The organism is Clostridium puniceum (genome assembly GCF_002006345.1).
Classification (GTDB): Bacteria; Bacillota; Clostridia; order Clostridiales; family Clostridiaceae; genus Clostridium; species Clostridium puniceum.
Window position 1 is genome coordinate 38,720 of the sequence record NZ_LZZM01000032.1, and the last position, 26,155, is coordinate 64,874.

A 26,155-nucleotide genomic window follows, 5' to 3' on the forward strand; every position below is an offset into this window, starting at 1 on the left:
GGAAGTGTATAAACTTCCTCTTGTTCCTCCAAATCCTTACCCTTCTACAACTTCTTCTGAAACAGCTTTATCATAAGCTTCTAAAATTGCAGTTTGAATTTTTTCTCTTGCTTCTGTGTTTATTGGGTGAGCTATATCCTTAAATTCTCCATCTGGCGTTTTCCTACTAGGCATAGCAATAAATAAACCAGCTTGACCCTCTATAACCTTGATATCATGAATTACAAATTCATTATCAAATGTAACAGAAACTATTCCTTTCATTTTACCTTCTGAGGCAATCTTTCTAATTCTAACGTCTGTAATTTGCATTTTACTCCACCCTCCCAGTTGCTTAAAAAATATTTAATAAATAATAAATTCTCCACAAATTCCTAAATTCCTTTTTTATATTTGATAAATCCTTATAAAATTTATTTCTGTGGTGAATTTTTGTAAAACATTACATACAAGAGATAGTACCATTCTATACTTTGAAAAATCTCCTTAATTTATGCAAACTATATATAGTGTAGAATACAATAAAACTTATATTTATAAATTATGAAAATGCCTTTGAAGATTGTATTCCTGTAATTGCTGATTTGTCTACTGCTTTCAACTCTACAATAGAAACATATTCATCAACTAATTTTTTTTCTATTTGCTTATTATCTACTAAAACTCCAATTCCAACTAATTCACTGTCAAACTCCTTTAGTAAATCCTTAATTCCAACAGCAGTTCCTCCACCTTTCATAAAGTCGTCAATAAATATACATTTACTAGCTGGCTTCATGGATTTTTTGGATAATGCCATTTGTTGCAATCTTCCATTACTACCTGAAACATAATTTATAGTAACAGTTGGCCCTTCTGTTGCTTGATTATCTCTTCTTGCAATAACCAATTGAACTCCTAAATTCCTAGCTACTTCGTAAGCTAGAGGAATTCCCTTTGTTTCTACAGTTATTACATAATCAACTTCTTTATCTTTAAAGCAGGATGAAAGCATAACTCCAGCTTTACTTATTATTTTAGGATTGTACATTAAATCTGTCATATATATTATGTTTCCTGGAATAACTCTGCCGTCATCACTTAATTGTTTACATATTTCTATTGCAAAAGCTTTCTTTTCTTCTTCACCGCTTTGAGGAATGTATTTTATGCCGCCTGCAACTCCTGCAATTGTTTCAATCTTACCCATTTCAAGCATTTCTAAGACTTCACGAATAACAACTATATCTTCACTTATAGTAGACTTTGCCGCATTTAATAATTCTGAAAATTTATTTAGGCCTAGTATTTTATTAGGATTTTCCAATAAGATTTTTGTTATAGCAACTACCCTTTTATTTCTCGTAAATTTCTCCATATTAATCACCTACACGAATTTTTTTATATTAAATCCCTTTAATATTCATATTTTATGCTAAATTCAAGTTAATATCAATGTTTTAATTATAAATGTTTTTGTATTTCCTTCTAACTTGTTCACAAATATGATAAATATGCATAAAATATTATGTATTTAATTTTTTCTATGGTTGATTTTTAGAAAAATGTATATAATTATAGTTAAAGCATAAGGCTAGAACTTTAATTTAGTTTGTAGTTTTATTAATTAAAAAGGAGTTGATCGTTTGTCTTTCGATTTTATAAAAGATAAAGATAAGAAAATTCATTTTATTGGTATTGGTGGAATTAGCATGAGTGGACTTGCTGCTGTTTTATTAAACAGCGGATTTAAGGTGTCAGGTTCAGATTTTAAAAATTCTCCAATTATTGAAAAGTTGAAAGCTTCAGGTGCCGAAGTTTACATAGGACATAAAAGAGAAAATATCAAAAATGTAGATTTAGTGGTTTATACAGCTGCAATCCCTTCTGATAACGCTGAACTTTTAGAAGCTAAAGATAAAAATATTTCATTGATGGACAGAGCTGAATTCTTAGGTCAAATTATGAAAGTTCATAAATATAATGTAGCAGTCACAGGTACCCATGGAAAAACTACATGTACCTCGATGCTTTCTCATGTTACACTTGCTGGAAATTTAGATCCTACTATTTTAATTGGTGGTGAATTAGATGCAATTGGTGGAAACTTCAGAATAGGTAATAGTGAATACTTCTTAACTGAAGCCTGTGAATATAAGCGTTCGTTCTTAAAATTCTTCCCTTATGTCGGAATAATCTTAAACATCGATGCTGACCACTTAGATTGTTATAAAGATATAGATGATATTGCTGATACTTTCTTACAATTCTCTAAGCTTATTCCTAAGGATGGCTATCTTATAGGCTATGAAGATGATTTCAGAGTAAAAAAAATCCTATCAAAAGCAGATTGCAATACTTTAAGTTATGGCTTTGATGAAACTGCAGATGTTACTGCAAAAAATATTATTTTTAATAAAAATGGCTGTGCAACTTTCGATGTGTATAATCATAATAAAAAAATACTTACACTTACTTTAAACGTGCCTGGTAAGCATAATGTGTTAAATGCTCTTGCAACTGTATGTGTTTCAATTATCTTTAATATTTCTGACGAAAGCATAATTAAAGGTTTATCAAATTGCAAAGGTGCTCATAAGAGATTTGAATATAAGGGCGAATTAAATGGTGTTACTATAATTGATGATTACGCACACCACCCTACAGAAATAAAAGCAACATTAAGTACAGCAAAACAAATTAAGCATAATAAGACTTACTGTATATTTCAACCACATACTTACACTAGAACAAAATCTTTATTTAATGAATTTACAGAATGTTTCAATGATGCTGATGAACTTATATTAATGGATATTTATGCTGCTCGTGAAAAAAATACAGGACTTGTATCTTCTGATGAACTTGGAGATGCTATAAGAAGCAAAGATGTAAAATGTACTAATGTCCATTCACATGATGAAGCATTAGCTTATGTAAAATCAAAGCTTAAAGCTGGTGATTTATTATTAACAGTAGGTGCTGGTGATGTAGTTATTGTTGGCGAAAAATTTTTAGAAGCTTAAAAATATTTTTTGATTTTAACTATTCAACAATATGAATTCATATTAACTAATTTTAGCACAGATTATTTTTGCACTATTAATAATGGCTTTTCAATAAAATATTTAAATTAAAGCATACAAAATAGTAATTTTTTTAATATATCATTGCAATTAAAAATCTGAATAGAATCAAGTATACAGATGCAAATTTTATAAAAGAATCATTTTGCAATATATATAATATATCTTTAATAATATGATTATTCTCGGAGGAATACTTATGAAAATAGCAGTAATATCAGATATTCATGGTAATATTGATGCTTTTTCTACACTTTTAGAAAATGTAGTTAAGGAAAATGTGGACACAATTATTTGCTTAGGTGATTTAGTTGGTTATGGTCCGTATCCAAATCAAGTAATTTCTATGATTAGAAGCAGACATATTCTTTGTATAAAGGGCAATTATGATAGTTCAGTTGTTGACAATGAATACTCTTATATAAGAGAAACTAATCTCAACAGTTTTTCTCTGCCTTGGACTGTTAATGAATTGACAGAAAACAATAGAATATTTCTTCAAAACTTACCCTCAGCCATAACTTTAAATATTGCAGGCAAGAATTTATTATTTGTTCATGGAAGTCCTAATAAAATTAATGAATATCTTTTAAAAGATGCATACAATACTCTTGATATTATGAATTCTATTAATGAAGATATTTTACTTTGTGCACATACTCATCTGCCTGACATTAAAGAGTTCACTAATAAACTATATATAAATTGCGGTAGTGTTGGAAAACCTAAGATTGGTCGTCCAAATATCACTTATTGTCTTTTAAATATTAATGAAAAAACTGGAATATCAGCTGAAATAAAAGAAATTCCTTATGATTTCAAAAAAATTGTTAAGGATATGACCGACTTGAATTTCCCAACAGAATTAATACAAAGTTTTGAAAGTGGATTAGAATAATTAGACAAGCTTTTCCTATAATTGTATTGAAAGCATGCTATTTAGTTGCATTAATAAGAAAAATATTGTAAAATCTATTTATAATTAAACGTAGTAGGTTATATTAATATCGATGAGATTTTATTTCATCGATATTAAATTTTGTCTCTTTTCTCATATAATATGTTACCAGAAATAATCTTCAGTAAAGTCAAATGCATCGTAACTTAAATTTACTAGAGAATTAAATTTGCAACATATATAACATAAATTATAAAAATGGAGGTCTTGCAATATGGCAAAATCAATTTTAATTAGAAGTCTTTATAGAAAGACAGATGATTTCTTATCAAAAGAAATTACAATTTCAGGTTGGATAAGAACTTTAAGAGCATCTAATGCATTTGGATTTATAGAAGTTAATGACGGTTCTTTCTTTAAAAACCTTCAAGTAGTTTTCGATGATAAACTAGGCAATTTTAAAGAAATATCAAAATTACCTATTAATTCTTCAATTTCAGTAGTGGGTACACTAGTTGCTACTCCTGATGCAAAACAACCTTTTGAAGTTCAAGCAAAAGAAGTTATTATTGAAGGAATGTCAAACTCTGATTATCCTCTCCAAAAGAAAAGACATACTTTTGAGTATTTAAGATCACTAGCTCATTTAAGACCTAGAAGTAATGCTTTTTCAGCAACATTTAGAGTACGTTCTGTTGCAGCTTATGCTATACATAAGTTCTTCCAAGAACAAAACTTCGTATACACTCATACTCCAATAATAACTGGTAGTGACTGTGAAGGTGCTGGGGAAATGTTTAGAGTAACAACTCTTGATCCTAAAGTCCCTGAATTAAACAAAGATGGAAGTATAGATTACAGCAAAGATTTCTTCGGAAAAGAAACAAATCTTACTGTTTCAGGTCAATTAAACGGTGAATGTTTTGCTTTAGCTTTCAGAAATATCTATACCTTCGGACCAACTTTTAGAGCTGAAAATTCTAATACAACAAGACATGCTGCTGAGTTCTGGATGATAGAACCTGAAATAGCTTTTGCAGATTTACAAGATGATATGGAACTTGCAGAAAGCATGCTTAAGTATGTTATTAAATACGTTATGGATGAATGTCCTGAAGAATTAGAATTCTTTAATCAATTTGTTGATAAAGGTTTAATGGAAAGATTAAATCATGTAGTTTCATCAGATTTTGCTAGAGTTACTTACACAGATGCTGTTGAAATATTACAAAAATGTGGAAAACAATTTGATTACTCTGTAGAATGGGGTATTGATCTACAAACAGAACATGAAAGATATCTTACTGAAGAACACTTTAAGAAACCTCTATTTGTAACAGATTATCCTAAAGATATAAAAGCCTTCTATATGAGGATGAATGATGACAATAAAACAGTTGCAGCTACTGATCTTCTAGTACCAGGAATCGGTGAAATCATAGGCGGAAGTCAAAGAGAAGAAAGATTAGACGTCTTAAAGGGCAGAATGGCTGAATTAGGCTTAAACGAAGAAGATTACTGGTGGTATTTAGAACTCCGAAAATATGGAGAAACTAAGCATGCAGGCTTTGGTTTAGGTTTTGAAAGATTAATCATGTACATTACTGGTATGACTAATATAAGAGATGTAATACCATTCCCTAGAACTCCAGGAACAAGCGAGTTCTAATTAATTGATTTAAAGCACTTCAATTCGTACTATATTTTGTTTGATTTTTAATAATATTATTTTACAAGGGATAAGAGGGGTAAATTTATTTTACTTCTCTTTTTTATGTTAATCGTATGGATTAAAGTAAATAAGAAAATTAATACAATGCTCTTTCTCGGTTGTGCCAAATCTCCCGTACCTTTTCTTAAAATCTCAGATAATTTTTCACAAAAAAATATCACAAATTCATTTAGAATAATGTGATATTCTTAATTTACTACTTATTTTTACTGCTACACAATTATATGAAGAATGTGAACAAAGATTTTCTTCATACTCTTTGTATCGGGAAAAAGATATACACTTATCCATCTTTAGGACAGTTATAATCGTGAGCAGCATCCACAAGAAAAATTGTGTTTAAAAAGTGGCTTGTGATGTCAGCCTACCTGTGAAAAAATACGTAAAAATATAGGGAACTAAAATGACGCATTTTTCTCTAAAATTCAATTATAATTATAGGGTTCACTAATAAAGTACTTGAATCTTATTTTCTTCAAAAAATTGCACCCATATATCATCTGGGCATTTGTCCGTAACAATATAATCAATATTTTTAAAATCTACAAGTTGCATAAATGCACTACGATCAAATTTTGTATGATCTACTAAAAGCGCAACTTCTGATGCCTGCTTAACCAAAACTTTTTTAAATTCAACTTCCACTTCATTAGAGTCCAAAGCACCTTTTTCTTTATCCAATCCTTTACAGCTCATCAATAAAATATCTACATTATACCTTTTTATCATATCTTTAGCCATACTACCTTGTAACGACAAAGAATTCTTGTTGAATATACCTCCAGTTGAAACTATTGTTAATTCTGATTGAGTAAATTCTCGTAAAACCTCTGTAGAATTTGTCAATAGCACAACGTCTTTCCTATTTCTTATTAATTTTAAAGTTTCTATTACAGTAGAACTAGAATCTGCTGCTATAGTAGTTTTATTTTTTAGTAATTCCATTGCTTTAATAGCAATTTTTTGTTTTTCTTCTAAATTAATTGTAGCCCTATTATAAAAATTTACGCCATCGAAAGAACCTTCTGTGTTTAATACCGCTCCTCCATATGTACGTGTTACTATCCCTTCTGATTCTAATTTTTCCAGATCTCTGCGAATTGTTTCTTCAGTTACATCAAGCTTGTCACTTAATTCTGAAACAAAAATCTTCTTATTATTAGTTACCAATTGCTTAATAATACTAAGTCTTTCTTTAGCCCTCATAATAACTTTCTTCCTTTCTTATATAGTAACAGTTTATGTATCATAAATCCGATTCAGTAAATCAATATCATACTTTTGCTCTAATATTATATCATACAACAAAAGATTTCTAAAAGGTTTTTTTTTTGAAAAACATTTTATTTTATTGAATAAGTAAAATTTATGTCCTAATTAAACATATTCTATACAAAAACACAAACTTAGTAGTAATTAGGTTAAGTGATTAAGATTACTACTAAGTTTGTGTATCTGTATAATTAAATATTTTAATAAAACAAGTTTTTTTTATTGATCAATAGTTTCAGCCATATCTCGCATTTTTTGTATATCTTCTTTAGATAATTGGATTTCAATTGATTTTACATTTTCCTTAATTTGATCTACCGTATTTGCTCCACTTAATAAATTAATGAAATCGCCTTGACCTAATATCCATGCTAGTGCTAAATTTGCAATTGTACAATTATATTTTTCGCAAAGTGGTTTCCATGCATCCATCATATCCATTGCTTTTTGCATATTTTCAGGTTGGAACCATTTTTTATTGCATTGAGCACCTACAGGAACATAATCTCTTGGTAAACATCCACTTAGCAATCCTTGCTCTAATGGTGAATATGCTTGAATTGTAATATTATTTTCTTTACAAATAGGAATTAATTCTTTTTCTATCTCACGGTCAAGAATACTATATTTTGCTTGTATAATATCTAGATCACCATATTTTAAATATTCTTTAATATGCTCTATGTCAACATTAGCAGCACCAATTGCCTTTATTTTACCTTCCGCTTTAAGCTCATTTAAAACTTCCATTGTTTCAGAAATTGGTGTAAAGAATGGTTCTACAGCTTGCCAGTGAGTCATATAAACATCAACATAGTCAACTCCCATACGCTCTAAGCTTAGCTCTATTTCTTCACGAATTGACTCTTTAGATAAGTTTTTATATAACTGTGTATCTCCAACTTTATTAAATAAACTTCCTTCTCTAGTCCATACAATACCGCATTTTGTAATTATAACAAAATCTTCACGCTTCATTCCTTGAAGTGCTTTACCTAAAATCACTTCGCTATTTCCAAAATTATAACCTGGAGCTGTATCCACTAAATTAACTCCTAATTTAGGACATTCGCGTATAGTATCAATAGAAGTTTGAAGATCTTTATCTCCTCCCCATGCTGGACCTCCTCCAATTGACCATGTACCAAGTCCCATTCTTGAAATATCTATTCCCGTTTTTCCTAACTTCATTGTATTCATTTTATAATCAACCTGCCTTTCACATTTATTAGTACGACTTATATTATTTTTCCTTGTGGTATACCTGTAAAAGCTTTTCTACTTGCTCCCTATTTTGTACTCCTGTAGTAGCTCCTACACTCTGTACTGAAATGGCCGCAGTAACATTTGCAAATTCTGCACATTCTTTTAATGTCTTTCCATCCAGTATACCTGTAATAAATCCTGAAGCAAAATTATCTCCAGCTCCAATTGTGTCAATAGCTTTAATATTTTTACAGGCAGGAATCTCTAAGGTCTGTTTATTATTTTTAATATAACAGCCTTTTTTTCCTGTTTTAATAACAACATTTTTTACGCCACATTCTAAAAAAATATCTGCTATTTCATTAAGATCTGTTTTTCCAGTTATTATACAAGCCTCTTCATAATTAGGGAAAAAATAATCTACATAGCTAAGAGCTTTTCGAATGTCCTCTAAGGTTTCACATAACCTTGCCTTTATCATATCTGCACAAATAATCAAATTGCTTTTCTTTGCTTCCATAAATATTTTTTCTAATGCAGGACCATTCAACAGTGGATTATTAAAAATGCTTGCCAAAGATAGTAAACGAGCATCTTTAAACCTATCAAAATCTACATCTTCAATCGTCGTTCTCCATAAGCTTCCATTTCTATTAGTGACGAAGGTTCTTTCTCCATCTTCTGTCACTAATCCTACATTGATTGAAGTATCAACATTTTCATCAATGTGAATGCTTTTTACATCAATATTGTCTTTTTCACAAGCTTCTAAAATAAAGTTTCCTGCTGCATCTTTACCAATTCTGCTCATCAAAGCTACTTTATGTCCTAAACGTGAGATAATTGTCGCTTCATTAATGGCATCTCCACCAATAGTCATGGATATCCTATTTAATGGATATGATTCTATATCAAATATATTTTTACTAACAGGTTGCAGCGGAATATCTACAATTGCTGCACCAATACATATGACATCCAAATTTTTACTCAATTTTACTCCGCCTTTCTATCAGTTCCAAATAATCTAATTTTTTCCAACGCTCTTTGCTTAACTGCTGCACGAACTGTTCTTTCTAATTGTAAAAATGGTTCATTTTGATTTGCAACAACTGCTTCCATTGCTGCTTGACAAAGTTCAGTATGAATATTTATTTTACTAATACCTAGAGAAATTGCTTTTCTAATATCTTCATCACTAATACCTGAAGCACCATGCAATACTAAAGGAACAGAAACAGCATCTCTAACTTTTTCTATTACTTCAAAGTTTAATTTTGGTTCTGAAGTATATACACCATGTTGATTTCCAATTGCAACTGCTAAAGAATCACAACCTGTTCTTTCTACAAACTCAGCTGCTTGACTAGGATCTGTATATTGATAAGATGCAAGAGCTTCTTCATAAACAGTTTCATTTCCAACATGACCCAATTCTGCTTCAACTGCAATTCCAAGTGGATGGAAGTAATCTACAACTTCTTTTGTTAATCTTATATTTTCTTCAAAATCACATGCTGATGCATCTCTCATAACAGAATTCATACCATGATTATATGCATTTTGTACAATTTCCATACTACGTCCATGATCCCAGTGTGTAATAACTGGCACTGTTGCTTTCTTTGCCATAGAAACCATCATATGTGAGAAATCTTCAAAAGACGTATTTCCTACAAATCCTGTTCCAAAAGATATAATAATTGGAGCTTTTGCTTCTTCTGCTGCATCTATAACTCCCATAAGCATTTCTGCATTCCATACATTAAAATGTGGAATTGCATATCCGCCTTCTTTTGCTTTATTTTCCCAATATCTAATATCTGCTAACATAATTTTTTCTCCTTTTCATTCTTCAAATTTTTTAATTATTAATTTTTATAACACCTTTGATAATATCTTTTTTACAATTAATCGATTCATCAAATGCCTTTTGCACATCTTTATAGTCATAAATATGAGTAACCATTGATATTACATCAATACTACCTGCTGAAATTGCTTCTATAGTCGTTGGATAACGATTTGCATAACGGAATACAGTCTGAATTGTTACTTCTCTATTAATTTTCAAGAAATTAATTGGAGTTTCACCTGGAATAGTACCTACAATCATTATTTTTCCACCACGTACTACTAAAAGCGGTGTTTGTTTTGCAGTTACTTGCGATCCAGCTGTTTCAAACACAATATCCGCACCTAAATCACCAAGAATCTCTTTGCACCTTGCAACTGTATCTTCTTCCAATCCATTAACAACTTCCATTGCCCCAAGTTTCTTTGCTAATTCTAATCTTTTAGGTAAAACATCTACTACTACAATTTCTGTAGCCCCCATAGCTTTACAAGCCTGTAAAGTCATTAAACCAATACATCCTGCACCAAGAATAATAATTTTTTTACCTAATTTTGCATCTGCCTCCATTGCTGCATGCATACCAACTGCTGTAGGTTCAACCAATGCACCTTCAAGTGTTGACATATTATCAGGAAGCCTATATACAAAACTTTCAGGATGACATAAATAATTTGTCAAAGCTCCTCTATAGTTTGGCTGTGTTGCCATAAAATCCACATCTGGACATATATTATATTTGCCTTCTAAACAAAAACGGCATTTTCCACAAGGAATTCCTGGTTCAATACAAACTTTATCTCCTATTTTGAACTTAGTTACTTTTGTGCCAACTCCAACAACTTCACCAGCACATTCATGTCCTAGTCCAATCTTTTGATTTGGATCTGATGGTGGTATAAATGGACCAGATTCAAATCCATGGACATCCGATCCACAAATACCTACATATTCTACTTTAATTAATACTTCATCTTCTTTGGGAACAGGTATCGGAGCGTCTTTTATCTCCATTGTTCCAGGGACAACTAAAATTGCTTCTGTATTTTTCACTTTCAACAAATCCTTTCTGTCACATTTTTATTGATGGTTTGCCCTATAGTTAGAGCAAATCTATTACAAATATATTTATTATTCTGCAGCAGCCCCTATTTCCTCAACAGACGCTTTTCTACTATCAATACCTAAAAATGCTATTGCTAATGCTGCAACGATAGCTACTGCACCCAATAAAGTGAATACTCCTTTTACTCCAGCACTTGTTAATAATGATGCTACTGCATATGGTGTTAAAATACCACTAATACGTCCAATTGAATTAGCAAGTCCTGACCCACGTAACTTTGCTTCAGTAGGCCAAATTTCAGGAACATATACAGCTGACGCATAACAAACATACATATATACAATTGTAATTAGGAAGAATCCAATAATACTAATTACAGTCATATCAGTTTGTAATGAATAAACATATCCTAGAACAGCCATACATACTAATAATCCAATCCCCATCACTTTACGCGGAACTTTATCCATTACAATTGCTGCAATAAATACTCCAAGTGGAGCCCCAAACATACTCATTGTATTCATAACTACAGATTTTTTAATATCTACACCTTGTTGAAGGAAGATAGTTGGCAGCCAATTGATCAAAGTATATTGAATAACATTCATTGCAATTAATACAAAGGCACCTAGAATAACTCTCTTTAATAATTCTCCTTTAAACAAATGAGAATACGGAATAACTTTTTCTTTTGCTTTCTCAGCAGGTATCTCTTCAACAGGAGCTAATTTTTGCCCTGTCCTACGCTCTACTTCTGCTTCAATTTCCGACATTAATTTTTCTGCTTCTTCATATCTACCTTGTGATTCTAACCAACGTGGAGATTCAGGAAATTTTGCGTTCACAAATATGAAATGTATAATCGAAATTACAGCTGGAATTGCAAACATTAACCTCCAACTCATATCTGGTGCTACAAGTGGTGTAATAACCATTGAAATCAAAGATGAAATTGGATATGCCCAGTTACCAAGAAATGAGTTTCTTCCTGACCATGTACCACGACTATCGCCTGGAACATACTCTGTAAATCCTGCAAATAGTGTTACAAGTAATGCACCAAGACCAAATCCCATTAAGAAACGACATACTATAATAAATGTCATATTTGGTGCAAAAGCTGCTGAAAGCAATGGAATAATATACATTATCATACATATCCTATATCCATTTCTACGTCCAAACTTATCACCAATAATCCCCCCTAAAATAGAGCCTAAAAACATCCCTGCAGTTGTCAAAGATGAAAATATAGCACTTGTGGAATTATTTGTCCATCCAAGAACTTTTAATTGTGCTAAAATCAGTCCCCCAACACTATTAATCATTCCTCCAAACAATAACCCTAATCCAACCAAAGAAAACATTTTCCAATGCCAAGAAGAACTAGGCAGACGATCAAGTCTTGCACCACAATTTGGTTTTGCCACTTTATTATCCATAATATAAAATCCTCCAAACATATTTACTTTTCAACCGATTAATTTATAAATTTACTTTTTGATAAATAACAAATATCAGCAACGATATATTTTTCATATGTTTTTATTATTTATTTTTGTTAATATATTTAAGTAAGTCTAATTTCCTAAGATTGAATCTCTAAAAATTTTCTATAGTAAAACAAATGAGATTTTATAAAATTAAAGTATAAATTTCACTTTATTATGAAATATATATGTTCTAATTAAACAATATTTATTTTATGTTATCATTTACATTATAGTTACTATGATTCATTATTTAGCTATTGAAAGGTAAAATTAATTAGAACATATATCTAATCTATTTCTGCAATTGTTTATTAATCACAGTCATAATGCATTATAACTTTTATTGCATCCATATTTGCCATTGCTTCAAATCCTTTTTCCCATTCAGAAAGACCTAGTCTGTGAGTGATCATTGGTTGAACTTTTATTCTACCAGTTTCTAATAGTCTAATTGCATTTCTCCAAGATGTAGTATCATATCCCATATGCCCAATAATGTTAATTGCATTTACTGTAATATCATTTATTGAAAATTCCATTGGTTTGAAGCCCATTCCTACACGAACAACTTCTCCATTTGGTCTAAGCATTTCAATAGCTTGTTTTAATGCAATGTTAGCGCCTGAACATTCAACAACTAAACCAAGATTGTCTCTACCACAAATTTCTCTGCATCTTTTAACAACATCTTCTTTAGATCCATTCACTACATGAGTAGCACCTAATTCTTTTGCAACTCCAAAACGTACTTTAGTATCATCTTCTAATCCAATAACAACAATATTTACTGCTCCCATAATTTTAGCAATTTGTACTGAAAATAATCCTAATGGACCAGTACCAAACACAACTACATCTTGTCCTGGAAGTAACTTAGATCTTTGAGCTATAGCTTTATATGCATTACAAATTGGATCAAGTACTGCTGCCTCTTCATATTTAACATTCTCTGGAATTTCCCATATAGCATGTTTATGTATTCTTAAAATTTCTCCAGGAATAACACAATATTTAGTAAAACCTCCACCCCATCTATTATTATCTAATCCTAAATTTACTTTTTCAGGACATGTAATGAAGTCTCCTGTTTCGCAAGAAGGACATGTTCCACACACATGACCAGTGTTATCTGAAACTATTCTTTGACCCACTTTCCAATCTTTAACGCTTTTACCTACTTTAACAATATTCCCTGCAAATTCATGCCCACGGATTGAGTTAAATTCATCTGATCCGTTTTCAACTCTAAAATGTTTCATATCTGCACCACAGATTGCTGCTGCTTTAATTTCTACAATTATGTCTTCATCTCCACATTCTGGTTCTGGAACATCAATAAATCTGTAACCACCAAATTTTTTACCATATCTTGCTAATGCTTTCATAATGAATTCCTCCTAAAACTTTTAATTTTTTTAAGTTAATAAATATATATCTTCAACTTATACTAGTTATTATTTTAGTTGCTTCAGCGAATTATTTCTGAAACAGTTTACAAGTATCATGATATATGCAAATCTGTTAATTGTCAATATATTTTCTGTGTTTTAATCATATTTTTATTGAAACACATATTTTTAACCGAAATAAAATAGGTATTAACTTGCAATAATCCATAAATCAAGTACAATTTTTCATAGGTTTACTTAATAATATTTCTTTTTAATTTTTAAATTCACTTTATTTTTTACTATAATCAATATTAATTATACAAATGATTAATATTATATAATTTACTCTGTAATTCTACTCAACATACTCATTTAACACTAGCTCATTCTTGAAAATGCCTAATCTTTCCGCCAAATTACAAATCTAAAAAATTTGCTAATCTTTATAATTTTTTATGCGAATACATTATAAACTACATCATTTCATACAAATAAATAGAAAAATATATAAAGTATAACTAATTTTATATATTTATCTAATTTTATATTTAAAACAAATATTTTTTTTTGAAAACAAACATAAAATATTGACTTTTATCAAAAGTTATACTAAATTATAGTAGAAGTGTTTATTGTAAAGGTATACTTTTATGAAATTATGTTTATAAATTAACAAACTAATTATCACATTCTATATTTTAAGGAGGAATTTACATGTATATACAAAATAATATAGGAGCTAGAATTGATCGTTTACCTACCTCAAAATGGCACTATAAAATTTTCTGGTTAATTGGGTTGGGTTTATTAATAGATGGTATTGATAATTATATAGGTGGAATAGTTTTGGCCCAATTGGTTAAAAACGGTTGGTCTAACAACTATTTAAATGCAACATTTACTTCCTGTACCATGGCAGGACTTTTTCTCGGCTCTCTGTTCGCTGGTTTTTCAGGTGATCATCTAGGAAGAAAATTTGCTTATCAAATTAATCTTCTTATATTTGGATTAGCATCCATAGCTTCTGCTTTTGCAACTAATATGACTATGCTTATTGTACTTCGTGGATTAACTGGTATTGGATTAGGTGCTGAAATTGTTGTTGGATTTGCTACATTCACTGAATTTATTTCTACAAAGAATCGTGGTAAATGGTCTGCCACATTATCCTTAGTTGGTAACTGTGCACCACCAATAGCTACATTAATTGGACTTTTAGTTATGCCCCTTTTAGGTCCTAATTATGGTTGGCGTGCTATGTTCTTTATTTGTGGAATTTCTGCATTAGCGCTATGGTTTGCACGACACAGCTTTCCAGAATCACCTAGATGGTATGCTGCACGTGGACTTGATGATGAAGCAGATAAGATAATGTTAGCAATTGAAGCTGAAATAGAGCTTGAAAATGGAATTAAATTACCACAAGTAATATGTGAACAAACTATTGAAGATTCTTCTGACTCACGAAATATACCTTTTATTAGTTTATTCAAAGGCAGTTTATTAAAAAGAACAATTCTTGGAAGTTTTATACTTATAGGAATGAATACAGCTCTTTATAGCATTACTACTTGGATTCCAACAATTTTTGTAGCATCAGGTATAAATGTAACCAAGTCTATTCTTATGACTACTCTTATTATGCTTGGTGCACCACTTGGTGTGTTTATTGCAACAAGAATAATAGATAAATTTCCACGTAAGTGGATGGGAGTTACACTATTGCTTTTAATATCTGTTTTAGGATATATTTACTCACTTCAACGTTCAGAAGTAATGATTGTTATACTTGGTTTTTCATTAATTGTTTTTCTTTATATGTATGTTTGCTTTGCATCTGCAGTTTATGTTCCTGAATTATGGCCTACTGAAATTCGTCTTAGAGGCTCAGGAGTATGCAATGCAATCGGACGAGTTGTAACAATTTTCACACCATTTGGAGTTGCTTGGCTTATGACTAATTTGGGAGCTGTTGCAGTTTTTCTAACTATTGGAGGCGTACTCATTTTAGTTGCTTTGCTTATTGCTACTATTGGTATTGAAACTAGGCAAAAATCGATTGAAGAAATAAGTTCTGATATAAAGCATATTTAGAAAAACTTTTTAATAAAGATTTAAGAACAAATTAGTAGCTTGTTTTATAATTTCTGTAATCAAGTGAACGATATTCAATTCTGCAAATAACTACAAATCATTATAAATAAACTAAAAAATATATTAATTAAAAACTTATACTACCAAAGGAGATTATTGAGTCAATAATCTCCTTTAACAGTATAAGTTTTAAATTTTATGTTAAGAACATTTAGTAATTAGATAATATAAAGTTACTAATTCAGCTAAATACATATAATTAACATCTATATCTTTTTTCTACATTCAATTTTACTTTAGGCTAAGCAAATGCTGAAGTATTCTAAATAAAAGACACATAAAATATCTAGCTAACGTGTCTACTATATGTCTGTAAAGTTGGATATACTCAATTATGTTTCACATATCCTCTAAGGCTTCCTTCATACCTTACTATTACTAGCAGCACACTTGTTTCGAGTTGTTTCTCTCAGCCTATGGGCTCAGGAAAACAAAAAAGAGATAAGACACTATTTTCTCATCTCAAATTAGACACATGTGCAAATTTTAAATATTAAAATATAAGTTATAAGCTTCTATTTTAATTATAGCTTATACTAGTTTATTTAAGAATAATAAGATAATTCCAACAATTTTTCACTGACCATTTTCAAGCCATCTAACATTTCGGTAATCTCCTGTGTAGCACCAGCTTGCTCCTGAGTTATTATTTTGCTTTGTTCAGCATTTTTCAACACCTGATCCACCGAGTTGCAGAACTGATTAATCATGTTTTCTATTTTTAGAGTGGATTTATTGCTCTCTTCAGCTAATTTACGCACCTCTGATGCTACAACTGAAAAACCTCGACCAAATTCACCAGCTCGTGTGGCTTCTATAGCCGCATTTAAGCCCAACAGATTACTCTGTTTAGACACTCTTCGAATAATGTCAAGTATATTGGAGGTGTTTTTCACTTCATAACTTGTCCTTTTCGCAATATTTGCCGCTTCATCGCTAAATGCAACTATTTCTTGAGATGATGCGTTTAATTCTTCAACTGCTGCAACTGCTCTTTCAAGAGCAACGTTAATTTCAAGAACACGTTGCTGTATTTGTCCCGCTCTCTCACAATCACGCTTACGTTCTAACTCCTGAGCATCAACAATCCTAATTGCCTCACTAATAGCCTTTTGCAGAGATGTTAGGCCAGAATTGATAATATCAGCAGTCAATCCAATCTCGTTTGCTTTTTCTACCACCGTTTTATCACCTATTATGCCCTGAACTCCTTCTCGAAATAATTTTTGAACGGTTGGAATAATATCATTGCCATTTTGACATGGGCGCATAAAAATTTCCAAATCTCCTATTCTATAGTCTTTAAGCATGCCTTCTATGAAATTCGCCATACCAACCACACCAATTTTTTTTATACCAGTACTTGCAATTTGGTGAATTGGTAAAATAAAATCATCGAATGCGGCTGTAATTGATACTATCATTTTGTTAGGAAGTTGCCGTAGATCATTTACCGTACCACCTCGACTAACGATAACATTAATATCAGGGTATCGCTTGGCTATCTCTATAGCGATATTATTGGTACCGATTTCAACAATAAAATTTTGATTAGTTTCTCTCATGATTGATTGTATTATCTCTTTCATACTTTGTGACGGTACAATGAACAAAATTGATTCCATACGCTTTAACCACCTTTCAGATACGTCCTTTTTTTATTTCCTCTATCATTAATAATCCTCCTAAAATTAGAAGTTCTTTCATAAACGTTTTCATTTTTTATATTTATTCTTATCTATATTCATATATTAATATCATAAATCTTTATTGTCAAACTTTTTTTTTTGCTCTAAAGAATATTTTATGATTTTAAAGATTTGTGCTCTATATTATATCTTATTTGAAACATGATAATAAATGTTTAAGAAATGACTTTTTACTAAGTTAACCCAAATCCATTCTATCTAAATAATTACCAAAGCCGTCTATTAATTCCCTTAATTTAATCGTTCAGAAAATTTTATAATACCCTTGAATCACTTACTACTATTCACAATAAAAATTCCCAAAAGTACAAACAGAACACCTATTAATGTAGATACTTTTAAACTTTCATGTAAAAATAAATAACTAGATATAATACCAACTACTGGAACTAATAATAAAGATATTGATGCTTTACTTGCTTGAATCTTAGTTAAAATATAAGACCATAATACAAATGCTAAGGCAGATGCTATGATACCTGAAAATAAAATATATCCTATAGATATAATACTCCACTGTGATTTTCCATTCTCAAAGCAAAAAGAATATAAAAACAATGCCGCCGCTCCCACTGCCATTTGCCAAGCTGTGAATTGAACCTTGTCACAATGTTGTAATTTTTGTTTAATAATAAGATTAGACACTGCCCATGCAATTGCAGATGTTAATGCAAGAATTAATGCCCACAGTTCTCCATCCAAGTGATTGATATTTAGTGCGAAAAATAATCCCATTATTCCAATAATAATCCCTATGATTTTTCGTACAGTCAGTTGTTCCCCAGGAATGAAAAAGTGTGCTAGTATACAAAAAAATAATGGCATACTATATGTAAGAACTGAAACAAGTCCCGCACTAATATAATTGAGAGAGATTTGTATTGCTAGATTAAAATATGTAGTCTGTAAAATACCACATAAAACATACCATTTTAAATTCTTTTTGCTAGGCAAGGGGATCTTTTTTAAATATACAACACTAAAAAGCACCGCTGCTCCAAGAAAAAAACGAAATGCGGCAAATAAAACTGGCGGAAATGCACCATTTGCTGATTTCATGACTACGAAATTAAATCCCCAAATGAGACATAAAATTAACATCAAACCATTCATATTTAACTTTCCTCTCGTATTTATAGTAAATTAGATATATACCTTATAAAAGACAGCTATACTGCACATAAGAATTTAAGAAAAAAGCAGCATGCTACATATAATAACTTTAGAAAAAAGTAGCATGCTGTATATAAGTAATCTCATCACATCTTTAACTTGTTATTTTTTTCATATACCTTATTTTGTGGAATCTTCTATTTAAATTAATCTAAATCGGCTCCATTACTACTGATAACTTTCTTGTACCAGTAAAAACTTTTCTTTTTTGATCTTTTATATGTTCCATTTCCTAAATCATCTGCATCTACATAAATAAATCCATAACGCTTACTCATTTGGGAAGTCGATGCACTTACAATATCAATACATGCCCATGATGTATACCCCATACATTCAACGCCTTCATCAATTGCAAGTCCAATTTGTTCAAAATGTTTTCTAAAATATTCAATACGATAATCATCATTGATAGAACCATCTTCTTCGACTTTATCATAAGCTCCAATCCCATTTTCAACTATCCATAATGGTTTACGATAACGATCATATAAGTCAATTAGTGAAACACGTAAGCCCTTTGGATCTACTTGCCATCCCCATTCACTTATAGGAAGATAAGGATTTTTAACTCCTGTTACTAAGTTTCCACCTACCTTTTCACGCTGTTCAGCATTCACACTTTGTACCATTGACATATAATAGCTAAATGCAATGAAGTCGGATGTATATTGTTTTAAGATTGCTTCATCTCCCTCATTCATTTTTATTTCTATATTATTCTTCTTTAAATAATTTAATAAATATCTTGGATATTCTCCTAAAACCTGCACATCTGTATAAATAAAATTATTTCTATTATCTCTTTGAGCCAATATAATATCATCTGGATTGCATGTTTCTGGATATGTTAAGGTCTTTGTAACCATACATCCAACCTGAGAATTTGATATTATTTTATGACAATATTTAGTTGCTAGAGCTGCTGCTATAAATTGATGATGAAGCGCTTGGTATATTGCTTTTTCAGCTTCTTTCTTATTAGCGTACTTATCTTCTACAACGCCTAAAGTAGTGAACGCATGACGGAAAACACTGTCTATTTCATTAAAGGTTAACCAGTATTTAACTAAACCTTTATAACGCTCGAAACATACTTTAGCATATTTTACAAACATATCAACTAAATCACGTGATACCCATCCATCATAATTATTCACTAAATATAATGGCATTTCATAATGAGACAAAGTAACTAATGGTTCTATATTACTTTCTCTCAATTCCTTAAAAAGATCTTCATAAAATTTCAAACCTTTTTCATTTGGTTTTTCTTCATTACCGTTTGGAAATATACGTGCCCATGCTATAGACACACGTAAAGTTTTAAACCCCATTTCTTTAAAAAGTGCTATATCTTCTTTATACTTATGATAAAAATCAATTCCTCTACGCTTAGGATAATAAGCATCCTCTGTGGCTTTCATAGCATTATCTATATCCTCTAAACCAATATGCCATTGTTTAACATAATCTTTAATATCAATATCAGGCTTGTACATTGCAATATCTGCAACAGACATACCTTTCCCATCAATATTCCAAGCTCCCTCTGCTTGATTTGCCGCAATTGCTCCCCCCCATAAAAATCCTTCTGGAAATAATGTTTTATTTGTCATTTAACTTTCCTCCATTTTGCTATCTATTTAAATTTTGACCATTACTTTCTATAATTTGTTTATAGTAGTTATAGCTTTCCTTTTTAATTCTTTTTAATGTGCCCTTGCCCTCATTATCTCTGTCCACATACACAAATCCATAACGTTTCTTCATTTCACCAGTGCCTGCTGAAACAATATCTATAGGTCCCCACCAGGTATAACCTATAATATCCGCTCCATCTTCTATTGCTTCCTTCATCATGATTACATGTTCCTTTAAGTATTCCATTCTCTCATCATCATGAATCTTTCCATCCTCAGCAATTTCATCACTAGTACCTAATCCATTTTCCACAATAAATAGTGGCTTATGATAACGGTCTGTAAGTTCATTACATACGTAGCGCAAACCTAATGGATCTATTGGCCATCCCCACTTACTTTCTTTTAAATATGAATTTTTTTTGCCTAACAAGCCTCCAGTATTTCCAAGAATCTTCATTCCAGCTTCATGTAGAGATGAACGATAATAACTAAATCCTAAGTAATCACAAACGCCTTTTTTCAAGGCTTCTGTATCTTCTGGTTCCATATCTATAGAAATATTATTTTCCTTTGCTATACGATTAAAGTATGTTGGATACTCTCCAAGAAGCTGAATATCACTGTAAAATAGAGATCGACGCCTTAGCTCATATGATTCAAATACATCTTCCGGGTTACAAGTTGCTGGATAAATTGGGGATAGTGACAGCATACATCCAATCTTAAATTCTTTATTAATATCATGCCCCATTATAACAGCTTTTGCACTTGCTACTAGCATATTATGACTTGCTTGATAAATATCTTTTAGTTTGTTTGAATTTTCCTTAACTTCAATTCCAGCTGCAATAAGTGGTAAAGTATGAGCATGATTTATCTCATTAAAAGTCATCCAGTACTTTACTTTGTCCTTATATCTGTTAAATATTACATTACAGTAATTTGTATAAAACTTTATTAACTTTCTATTTTTCCACCCTCCATATTTTTTAATTAAATTCAGTGGTGTTTCAAAATGTGAAATTGTAATAATAGGTTCCATATTATACTTTAAAAGCTCATCAAACAACTTATCATAAAATTGTAATCCCTTTTCATTAGGTTCAGTTTCATCTCCATTAGGGAAGATACGGCTCCAGGCTATAGATGTCCTGAAGCACTTCATACCTAATTCTGATAACTCTCTTAAATCCTCTTTATAAGTGTGATAAAAATCAATTGCCTTATGACTTGGATAATATTTATCAGCTTCTATTTCCAAGGATACATTCTTAAAACGATCCTTTCCAACAGGAAGTACATCTGCAACACTTAGCCCTTTACCATCTTCTGTGTAAGCTCCTTCAGCCTGATTAGCTGCAATTGCTCCCCCCCATAAAAATTCTTTAGGAAACCCCATTTTTATGCCTCCTTCCTTATAAGATTCATAATCTTATCTTCAGTACTTACATGTCTATATTCTTCTATATTTACACTTTTAAATTCACTACTATTAGTTATAATCATCATAGTTGTTGTATCGTAGCCTTTTTCTTTTATTTTTTCTAAATTAAATTTAATTAACTCTTGTCCTCTTTTTACTGTTTCTCCTTGTTTAACAAGCATTTCAAAATGCTCACCATTTAATTCAACTGTATTTATACCAACGTGTATTAATATTTCAATGTTGCTACTTGTTTTAATCCCAATCGCATGTCCAGTTGGAAATGCTACTTCAATAGTTCCATCTATTGGCGATGCTATAATTCCATTTTCAGGTATAAACGCAACACCTTCACCCATTGTCTTTCCTGAAAATACTGGATCGTTAACTTCTTCTATATTAATCATTTCTCCTTTAATACATGAAGCTAATTCTAAATTACCCTTACCAGCTGAAACTTTTAAAGTTACTTCACCTTGAGCAATATTTGAAGATTTTGAGGTTGTTTCACCATCATCAAAGCCTAAGAAATATGTTAATGCTGCTGAAATTGTAAATGACATAGCTATACCAATTATATAAATTGTAAAAGTATCTCCAAAGAAAGCTGGCAACGTTGTTAATGCTGGGAATACATATACAATTGCTTTAGTGTGAAACGCTCCAATAAATGCTCCTGCAATTCCACCTGCTATTGTCTGTGCTATTAAAGGTCTTTTATATTTTATAGATAAACCATACACAATAGGTTCTGTAACACCACCCAATAATGCTGGAACTATAGCTGATGCTGCAAGCCCTTTTGTTTCCTTATTTTTTGAACGAAGGAATACTCCGAGTGCCACACCTGCACTTGCAAATGTAGCTGCTGCAGTCATTGGTTTTATAACATCGTATCCATAATTCGAAAAGTTATTCACCATTAATGGTACAATTCCCCAATGAATACCTATCATAACTAAATATGTCCAACCAGCTCCTACAATAAGACCTGCTAAAAGTCCACTTGAAGAACTTATCGTATTAACAACATATCCTAGCCCATTACCAAGGGTCACTCCAATTGGTCCAATAACTATTGCAGCTAGTAGTACCATAATAAACAATGCAGCCATTGATAATGCAAATATTTCAATACTTTTAGGAATAAATTTCTTTAAGAATTTTTCTAAATACGAATATGCCCAAATAGTTAGTATTGCAGGAATAACAGTTCCTGAATATCCCATTAGCACAACTGGAATACCAGCAAAACTTGCCATATCTCCATTTGCTTTCATTAATCCTGTAAAATTAGGTTCCATTAATGCTCCAATTATTGCAACGGAAATAAATGGATTAACCTTAAAGGTTTTTGCTGCGCTAAAAGCTAAAAATAAAGGTAAGAAATAGAATACACTATTTCCAGCAGCACTTAATATTTTATAAGTACTTCCTGCTTTATCCATAAATCCATATGTCGTTAAAATAACTAGAACTGCTTTAATCATACCAGATCCAGCAAGTGCTATTATTATTGGATTAAAAATAGATGCCATTGTATTAAATGCACGAGTTAATACATTTCCAGATGGCTTTTCTTCTATATTATCTCCTCCAGCTTCATTTTTAATTTGAGAATACATTTTTAATACTGTGTCAAATACATCTGTAACTTCATTTCCAATAACAACTTGAAATTGGCCATTGCCTTCAACTACAGTTAATACACCTTTTAGATTTTTGATTGATTCTTTATCCGCTTTTGATGTATCCTTTAACTTAAATCTTAATCTAGTTACACAATGGAATAAGCTATTAATATTTTCTACGCCACCAACTTTATTAACTACTTCTTTTGCAAGCTGTTCATAATTTTTCTTTGCCATAGTTTTTTCCTCCTAAATAACTATAATTTTGATATCGGTTACATCGATGTAATATAATTATAGCATTCAAAATTGTTATAACTTTTATTTTTCATTTTCGGAAACTTTACGACATAAAGAAAAAAATGTGGTATAATTATTGACTCCCAATTATGAAACAGAACACAAAGCATTAAATCCACCTAATGACAAATTGACTAAGCCACCTTTAAATTGGCTTCACCAATTCATTTTCTAACATCAAGATTTTATAACCCCTTCAAGTTCTTCAAATTCTATAATTTTCTCGGTTAATAAAAAAGTGTGGTATAAAATTAATTATTTACCCACACTTTAGCTATCTACTTCTTTCTCTTCTTATACCTAAATGCAATAAAATCAGTAATTAATTGAAATAATATGGAATGCGTTTGTACGCTAGATGCATGTCGAAAAGTAATACATAGATTCACATAAGGATATTTCTCAATTTTCTTGTTAGCTGTAATTGCAACAATTTTAGCTTTAGTTTGCCTAAATACGTTTTTATCAATATTTCCTGCCGTTACTAACTGATACTTTTTTATATAATCTCCTGAGTTAGTAAATATAATTATCAAAGTGTCTTTATCAGCATTTTTAATAAACTCATTTTGCTCTACATCATTTATATGTGTAGTAATATACTTTCCATTATATGCAAGCTTCATTTGTAAATCCATTGCTGCCGATTCAGAGTATAGAAGCCCAAAAGCTGCCACTTTATCATATTTTATTAAATTTTCAACTAATTCATCTATTTTAGACATATCGATACTAGATTTTGCTAATTTTAAATCATCTATAATTACATCTATGTATTCTTCTTCTGTATGGCTTTCTATATAGCTTAAAATATTATCATTATAATTTAAATTATTTGAATATTTATTACTTCTATAAGAAGATGCTAACTTCATTTCTAAAAAATCATCAAATCCTATATACCTTGCAAACTTAGAAATTGTTGATTTTGAAACAAAGCACAAATCTGCAACCTCAGATATTGTCATATTTTTTATAGATTCAAAATTACATAATAGAACGTTTGCTATATGATAATGCGTTGAATTTTCTTTACCGTTATTTAAAATTATTAATAACCTATTTAATAATTCCCCCATATCAATCTCCTTTAACTAGTACAAAGTTAGAATTCATAAAACAATTAAAATCTACATTTTGTTTGAATTTTTAGTATCTGTACTTTTAAAAATTATTATTTATTTTATTCTTTGATTAATATAATAGTAAGTTAATTATATCAGTCTCTCTTTTCCTTTTTCAAATAGTCTTATAGAATATGTATGCTTAGTACAGAAAACTTAAAATTCTTAAGTTCATTATCTTCTAAAGTTTCAAAAAGTTACTTATTTAAAATATCAGATAACATACGCTCTCCAAGTACATTTGCAAATACATAACATCTATAATTATCTTTTCTTTAATCTCATATTGTTTTTGTTTATGGATTTTTAACTCTTCTAATATTTTATCAACTATTAACACCTTTCTTATACTCGAAAGCATTTTAGAAGTTCTTTCTTGAAAAATAAAGGTATTCTGCGTAATATGTCGAAATATATAATTTGTAATGTTATAAAATATAATTTCTGGAAGGTGGTTTTTATGTATTTAAATTGGGATTGGACTTTAGATATAGGCATTGATAGCATTGATAATCAGCATAAAGAATTATTTAATCGTTTGGATCAATTATTTACATCTATTAAAGATGGAAAAGGCAATGATGAAGTTATTAAAACTCTAGATTTTCTTGAGGAATATGTAATTGAACATTTTAATGAAGAAGAAGAAATTCAAAATAAAATAAATTATCCTCTATTTAATATACAGCATATGCAACATGAAGAATTTAAAAGTGAGCTTAAAGAATTCAGAAGAGTTTTTGAAACTCAAGGTGCATCAACATTATTAGCTTTAAATATTCAACAAAAATTAGTTGATTGGTTCAAAAACCATATAATGAATTTAGATAAAGATCTAGGAGACTTTTTAATTGAAAATGGTTATAATAAATAACTTAAAAAATATAATATCTTTCTAAAGCTTCTCAACTTATTTTCAATTATTAAAATTAATAGAGAACTCGTCTTCGACTTTTTATGCAAAAGTTACTTAATTTATTTCGATTCAAAAAATACAATTTTTGATTAAATATA

General features: G+C 30.4%; 20 protein-coding genes. 5 read left to right on the top strand and 15 right to left on the bottom strand.

Features of this window, described 5'->3' with window-relative positions:
* Nucleotides 1-36: 36 nt before the first annotated feature.
* Together spoVG and purR are read right to left on the bottom strand one after the other, a co-directional pair.
* On the bottom strand, nucleotides 37-312 hold the full coding sequence (spoVG, locus tag CLPUN_RS02785; protein ID WP_077845849.1) for a septation regulator SpoVG: 276 nt from the start codon (nucleotides 310-312) through the stop codon (nucleotides 37-39).
* A gap of 229 nt (nucleotides 313-541) precedes the next feature.
* A complete protein-coding gene (purR, locus tag CLPUN_RS02790; protein WP_077845850.1) occupies nucleotides 542-1,357 on the bottom strand; it encodes a pur operon repressor in 816 nt (271 codons plus the stop codon).
* Between the two features lie 268 nt (nucleotides 1,358-1,625).
* Between purR and murC the strand changes: the two genes are divergently transcribed.
* From murC to asnS, 3 genes are all read left to right on the top strand, one after another.
* On the top strand, nucleotides 1,626-3,005 hold the full coding sequence (gene murC, locus CLPUN_RS02795) for a UDP-N-acetylmuramate--L-alanine ligase (protein ID WP_077845851.1): 1,380 nt from the start codon (nucleotides 1,626-1,628) through the stop codon (nucleotides 3,003-3,005).
* A 259-nt stretch (nucleotides 3,006-3,264) separates the two neighbouring features.
* On the top strand, nucleotides 3,265-3,963 hold the full coding sequence (locus CLPUN_RS02800; protein ID WP_077845852.1) for a metallophosphoesterase family protein: 699 nt from the start codon (nucleotides 3,265-3,267) through the stop codon (nucleotides 3,961-3,963).
* 274 nt (nucleotides 3,964-4,237) lie between these two features.
* Entirely contained in the window at nucleotides 4,238-5,632 is a 1,395-nt protein-coding gene (gene asnS / locus CLPUN_RS02805; protein WP_077845853.1) for an asparagine--tRNA ligase, read from the top strand.
* Between the two features lie 510 nt (nucleotides 5,633-6,142).
* Here asnS and CLPUN_RS02810 read toward each other — a convergent pair.
* From CLPUN_RS02810 to CLPUN_RS02840, 7 genes are all read right to left on the bottom strand, one after another.
* Entirely contained in the window at nucleotides 6,143-6,901 is a 759-nt protein-coding gene (locus tag CLPUN_RS02810; RefSeq protein WP_077845854.1) for a DeoR/GlpR family DNA-binding transcription regulator, read from the bottom strand.
* Between the two features lie 285 nt (nucleotides 6,902-7,186).
* Nucleotides 7,187-8,167 (bottom strand): NADH-dependent methylglyoxal reductase, encoded by a 981-nt coding sequence (ydjG, locus tag CLPUN_RS02815; protein ID WP_077845855.1) that lies wholly within the window; start codon nucleotides 8,165-8,167, stop codon nucleotides 7,187-7,189.
* A gap of 43 nt (nucleotides 8,168-8,210) precedes the next feature.
* Nucleotides 8,211-9,167 carry a carbohydrate kinase family protein gene (locus tag CLPUN_RS02820; protein WP_077845856.1) on the bottom strand — a complete coding sequence of 319 codons (957 nt, stop codon included), beginning with the start codon at nucleotides 9,165-9,167 and terminating at the stop codon, nucleotides 8,211-8,213.
* A 2-nt stretch (nucleotides 9,168-9,169) separates the two neighbouring features.
* Entirely contained in the window at nucleotides 9,170-10,006 is an 837-nt protein-coding gene (locus CLPUN_RS02825; protein ID WP_077845857.1) for a class II fructose-bisphosphate aldolase, read from the bottom strand.
* A 31-nt stretch (nucleotides 10,007-10,037) separates the two neighbouring features.
* Complete coding sequence (locus CLPUN_RS02830) at nucleotides 10,038-11,081, bottom strand: NAD(P)-dependent alcohol dehydrogenase (RefSeq protein ID WP_077845859.1); 1,044 nt, start codon at nucleotides 11,079-11,081, stop codon at nucleotides 10,038-10,040.
* Between the two features lie 78 nt (nucleotides 11,082-11,159).
* The gene (locus CLPUN_RS02835) at nucleotides 11,160-12,539 is read right to left on the bottom strand and encodes an MFS transporter (RefSeq protein WP_077845860.1); all 1,380 of its coding nucleotides are present in this window, start codon (nucleotides 12,537-12,539) and stop codon (nucleotides 11,160-11,162) included.
* A gap of 362 nt (nucleotides 12,540-12,901) precedes the next feature.
* A complete protein-coding gene (locus tag CLPUN_RS02840) occupies nucleotides 12,902-13,975 on the bottom strand; it encodes a zinc-binding dehydrogenase (protein ID WP_077845861.1) in 1,074 nt (357 codons plus the stop codon).
* Nucleotides 13,976-14,695: 720 nt separating this feature from the next.
* Here CLPUN_RS02840 and CLPUN_RS02845 point away from each other — a divergent pair.
* Entirely contained in the window at nucleotides 14,696-16,075 is a 1,380-nt protein-coding gene (locus CLPUN_RS02845; protein ID WP_077845863.1) for an MFS transporter, read from the top strand.
* Nucleotides 16,076-16,680: 605 nt separating this feature from the next.
* Here CLPUN_RS02845 and CLPUN_RS27955 read toward each other — a convergent pair.
* From CLPUN_RS27955 to CLPUN_RS02875, 6 genes are all read right to left on the bottom strand, one after another.
* On the bottom strand, nucleotides 16,681-17,760 hold the full coding sequence (locus CLPUN_RS27955) for a methyl-accepting chemotaxis protein (RefSeq protein WP_077845865.1): 1,080 nt from the start codon (nucleotides 17,758-17,760) through the stop codon (nucleotides 16,681-16,683).
* A gap of 354 nt (nucleotides 17,761-18,114) precedes the next feature.
* Nucleotides 18,115-18,957, bottom strand: a complete 843-nt coding sequence (locus CLPUN_RS02855) for a DMT family transporter (protein ID WP_077845866.1) — start codon at nucleotides 18,955-18,957, stop codon at nucleotides 18,115-18,117.
* 206 nt (nucleotides 18,958-19,163) lie between these two features.
* Complete coding sequence (locus CLPUN_RS02860; RefSeq protein WP_077845867.1) at nucleotides 19,164-20,636, bottom strand: glycoside hydrolase family 1 protein; 1,473 nt, start codon at nucleotides 20,634-20,636, stop codon at nucleotides 19,164-19,166.
* 19 nt (nucleotides 20,637-20,655) lie between these two features.
* A complete protein-coding gene (locus CLPUN_RS02865; RefSeq protein WP_077845868.1) occupies nucleotides 20,656-22,062 on the bottom strand; it encodes a glycoside hydrolase family 1 protein in 1,407 nt (468 codons plus the stop codon).
* A 2-nt stretch (nucleotides 22,063-22,064) separates the two neighbouring features.
* Nucleotides 22,065-23,954, bottom strand: a complete 1,890-nt coding sequence (locus CLPUN_RS02870; protein ID WP_077845870.1) for a beta-glucoside-specific PTS transporter subunit IIABC — start codon at nucleotides 23,952-23,954, stop codon at nucleotides 22,065-22,067.
* 341 nt (nucleotides 23,955-24,295) lie between these two features.
* Nucleotides 24,296-25,096 carry a MurR/RpiR family transcriptional regulator gene (locus CLPUN_RS02875; RefSeq protein WP_077845871.1) on the bottom strand — a complete coding sequence of 267 codons (801 nt, stop codon included), beginning with the start codon at nucleotides 25,094-25,096 and terminating at the stop codon, nucleotides 24,296-24,298.
* 505 nt (nucleotides 25,097-25,601) lie between these two features.
* On the opposite strand from CLPUN_RS02875, the gene CLPUN_RS02880 reads away from it, so the two are divergent.
* Nucleotides 25,602-26,015: a bacteriohemerythrin gene (locus CLPUN_RS02880; protein ID WP_077845872.1), complete on the top strand. Its 414-nt coding sequence runs from the start codon at nucleotides 25,602-25,604 to the stop codon at nucleotides 26,013-26,015.
* Nucleotides 26,016-26,155: the final 140 nt, after the last annotated feature.

Bases quoted from the DNA above. Each gene is read 5' to 3' on its own strand.
- CLPUN_RS02825 (WP_077845857.1), bottom strand. From the start codon at position 10,006: ATGTTAGCAGATATTAGATATTGGGAAAATAAAGCAAAAGAAGGCGGA.
- spoVG (WP_077845849.1), bottom strand. From the start codon at position 312: ATGCAAATTACAGACGTTAGAATTAGAAAGATTGCCTCAGAAGGTAAA.
- CLPUN_RS27955 (WP_077845865.1), bottom strand. From the start codon at position 17,760: ATGGAATCAATTTTGTTCATTGTACCGTCACAAAGTATGAAAGAGATA.
- CLPUN_RS02865 (WP_077845868.1), bottom strand. From the start codon at position 22,062: ATGGGGTTTCCTAAAGAATTTTTATGGGGGGGAGCAATTGCAGCTAAT.
- CLPUN_RS02835 (WP_077845860.1), bottom strand. From the start codon at position 12,539: ATGGATAATAAAGTGGCAAAACCAAATTGTGGTGCAAGACTTGATCGT.
- CLPUN_RS02840 (WP_077845861.1), bottom strand. From the start codon at position 13,975: ATGAAAGCATTAGCAAGATATGGTAAAAAATTTGGTGGTTACAGATTT.
- CLPUN_RS02845 (WP_077845863.1), top strand. From the start codon at position 14,696: ATGTATATACAAAATAATATAGGAGCTAGAATTGATCGTTTACCTACC.
- CLPUN_RS02855 (WP_077845866.1), bottom strand. From the start codon at position 18,957: ATGAATGGTTTGATGTTAATTTTATGTCTCATTTGGGGATTTAATTTC.
- CLPUN_RS02800 (WP_077845852.1), top strand. From the start codon at position 3,265: ATGAAAATAGCAGTAATATCAGATATTCATGGTAATATTGATGCTTTT.
- CLPUN_RS02880 (WP_077845872.1), top strand. From the start codon at position 25,602: ATGTATTTAAATTGGGATTGGACTTTAGATATAGGCATTGATAGCATT.
- CLPUN_RS02860 (WP_077845867.1), bottom strand. From the start codon at position 20,636: ATGACAAATAAAACATTATTTCCAGAAGGATTTTTATGGGGGGGAGCA.
- purR (WP_077845850.1), bottom strand. From the start codon at position 1,357: ATGGAGAAATTTACGAGAAATAAAAGGGTAGTTGCTATAACAAAAATC.
- CLPUN_RS02875 (WP_077845871.1), bottom strand. From the start codon at position 25,096: ATGGGGGAATTATTAAATAGGTTATTAATAATTTTAAATAACGGTAAA.
- asnS (WP_077845853.1), top strand. From the start codon at position 4,238: ATGGCAAAATCAATTTTAATTAGAAGTCTTTATAGAAAGACAGATGAT.
- ydjG (WP_077845855.1), bottom strand. From the start codon at position 8,167: ATGAATACAATGAAGTTAGGAAAAACGGGAATAGATATTTCAAGAATG.
- CLPUN_RS02870 (WP_077845870.1), bottom strand. From the start codon at position 23,954: ATGGCAAAGAAAAATTATGAACAGCTTGCAAAAGAAGTAGTTAATAAA.
- CLPUN_RS02810 (WP_077845854.1), bottom strand. From the start codon at position 6,901: ATGAGGGCTAAAGAAAGACTTAGTATTATTAAGCAATTGGTAACTAAT.